Below are 2,329 nucleotides of genomic sequence, written 5' to 3'. Positions count from 1 at the left end.
TGCGGATGCTGGTCGACGCCGTCGGTCAGCAAGCCACCCTGGTCGAAGCCGACATAGCCCGGAGGCGCGCCGATCAGCCGCGACACGGTGTGGCGTTCCATATATTCGGACATGTCGAAACGGATCAGCTCGACGCCCAGAGAGGCCGCCAGCTGCTTCGCCACTTCGGTCTTGCCGACGCCGGTCGGGCCCGAGAACAGATAGGAGCCGATCGGCTTCTCCGGTTCACGCAGTCCAGCCCGCGCCAATTTGATCGAGGCTGACAGCGCCTCGATGGCATTGTCCTGACCGAACACCACGCGCTTCAGCGTGGTTTCCAGATGACGCAGCAACTCGGCATCGTCCTTCGACACGCTCTTGGGCGGAATCCGCGCCATGGTCGCGATCGTGGTCTCGATTTCCTTGATGCCGATGGTCTTCTTGCGCTTGTTCTCCGCGACCAGCATCTGCGCGGCGCCGGATTCATCGATCACATCGATCGCCTTGTCCGGCAGCTTGCGGTCATGGATATAACGCGACGACAGCTGCACCGCCGCCTCGATGGCTTCGTTGGTGTATTTCAGCTTGTGATATTCTTCGAAATACGGCTTCAGCCCCTTGAGGATCGCGATCGCGTCCTCGACGGTCGGCTCGTTGACGTCGATCTTCTGGAACCGGCGCACCAGAGCGCGATCCTTCTCGAAGTGCTGGCGATATTCCTTGTAGGTGGTCGAGCCCATGCAACGAATGGTGCCCGAAGCCAGGGCAGGCTTGAGCAAATTCGAGGCATCCATCGCGCCGCCGGAGGTGGCGCCGGCGCCGATCACGGTGTGGATCTCGTCGATGAACAGGATCGCGTTGGGATGCGCTTCCAACTCCTTGAGCACCTGCTTCAGGCGTTCCTCGAAGTCACCGCGATAGCGTGTGCCGGCCAGCAGCGTGCCCATGTCCAGCGAGAACACGGTCGCCGCCGCGAGCACTTCGGGCACTTCGCTGTCGACGATGCGCTTCGCCAGACCCTCGGCGATCGCGGTCTTGCCGACGCCGGCTTCACCGACGAACAGCGGATTGTTCTTCTGGCGGCGGCACAGCACCTGGATCGCGCGGTTGATCTCGGAATTGCGTCCGATCACCGGGTCGATCTTGCCGTCACGGGCCTTCTTGTTGAGGTTGACGCAATAGGTGTCGAGCGCCTCCCCCTTCTTCTTGGAATCGTCGCCGTTCTTGGTCTCGGTCTCTTCGTCGACGCCGCGCACCGGCCGCGCCTCGGACACGCCCGGACGCTTGGCAATGCCATGGCTGATGTAATTCACCGCGTCATACCGCGTCATGTCCTGCTCCTGCAGGAAATAGGCGGCGTGGCTCTCACGCTCGGCGAAGATCGCAATCAGCACATTGGCGCCGGTCACTTCCTCGCGACCCGACGATTGCACATGAATCACGGCGCGCTGAATGACACGCTGGAAACCGGCGGTCGGCTTGGCGTCATCGGCGCCGTCCGTCACCAGGTTTTCAAATTCGGTTTCGAGATAATTGACGAGGCTGGTGCGCAGCTTGTCGAGATCGACGCTGCAGGCCCGCATTACCGCGGCCGCATCGGAGTCATCGACCAGCGACAGCAGGAGATGTTCCAGCGTGGCGTATTGGTGATGCCGCTCATTCGCGATCGAAAGCGCGCGATGCAGCGATTGTTCAAGGCTCTGGGAAAAAGTCGGCATTCGCGTCCTCTGTGGCCCCCGCCATCATGATCGCCGTTGCCCGGTCAGGCAACAACAACCTTTGTCATATAGTCACCCAAGATCGCGGCGAAAGAGCGGTTCCCGCGACTCGTTTACAACTGGACCAAGCCTACATCGAAAACCCCGGGCAGCGCGTCCGGGATAGGCGTAGGCTCGACTGATCCACCGCCTTCTTGATGCAAAACCCGTTCCCATTTCCGGCGGTTTTGCCACGCCCCTACTTTTTCTCCATCACGCATTGCAGGGGATGCTGGTGCTTGCGCGCAAAATCCATCACTTGCGTCACCTTGGTCTCGGCGATCTCATAGGTAAACACGCCGCACTCCCCGATTCCATGATGATGGACGTGGAGCATGATCTTGGTCGCGGCTTCGGCATCCTTCTGGAAGAACTTCTCCAGCACGTGAACGACAAATTCCATCGGCGTGTAATCGTCGTTCAGTATCAGCACGCGATAGAGATTCGGGCGTTTTGTCTTCGGCTTGACCTTGGCGATGACGGACGTAGCCGGGCCGCCGGTGCCCCCGGCGCGGTTGTCATCGTTGCCCATTCGGGGAACCGGTGCGGCCACAGCGGCAGACGCAGGCGAATCAGATCTGGAAGTTAATTGC

General features: G+C 60.7%; 2 protein-coding genes. Both read right to left on the bottom strand.

Features of this window, described 5'->3' with window-relative positions:
- The coding region (locus Q0S16_RS21570) for an AAA family ATPase (RefSeq protein ID WP_295852870.1) at positions 1-1,697 on the bottom strand (1,697 nt) is incomplete at its 3' end.
- Between the two features lie 238 nt (positions 1,698-1,935).
- Positions 1,936-2,268, bottom strand: a complete 333-nt coding sequence (clpS, locus tag Q0S16_RS21565; protein ID WP_295852873.1) for an ATP-dependent Clp protease adapter ClpS — start codon at positions 2,266-2,268, stop codon at positions 1,936-1,938.
- Positions 2,269-2,329: the final 61 nt, after the last annotated feature.

The sequence above is a fragment of the Tardiphaga sp. genome (assembly GCF_025356345.1).
In the GTDB taxonomy this organism is placed as follows: domain Bacteria; phylum Pseudomonadota; class Alphaproteobacteria; order Rhizobiales; family Xanthobacteraceae; genus Tardiphaga.
This window is presented reverse-complemented; position numbering and strand designations above follow the sequence as displayed.

Bases quoted from the DNA above. Each gene is read 5' to 3' on its own strand.
- clpS (WP_295852873.1), bottom strand. From the start codon at position 2,268: ATGGGCAACGATGACAACCGCGCCGGGGGCACCGGCGGCCCGGCTACG.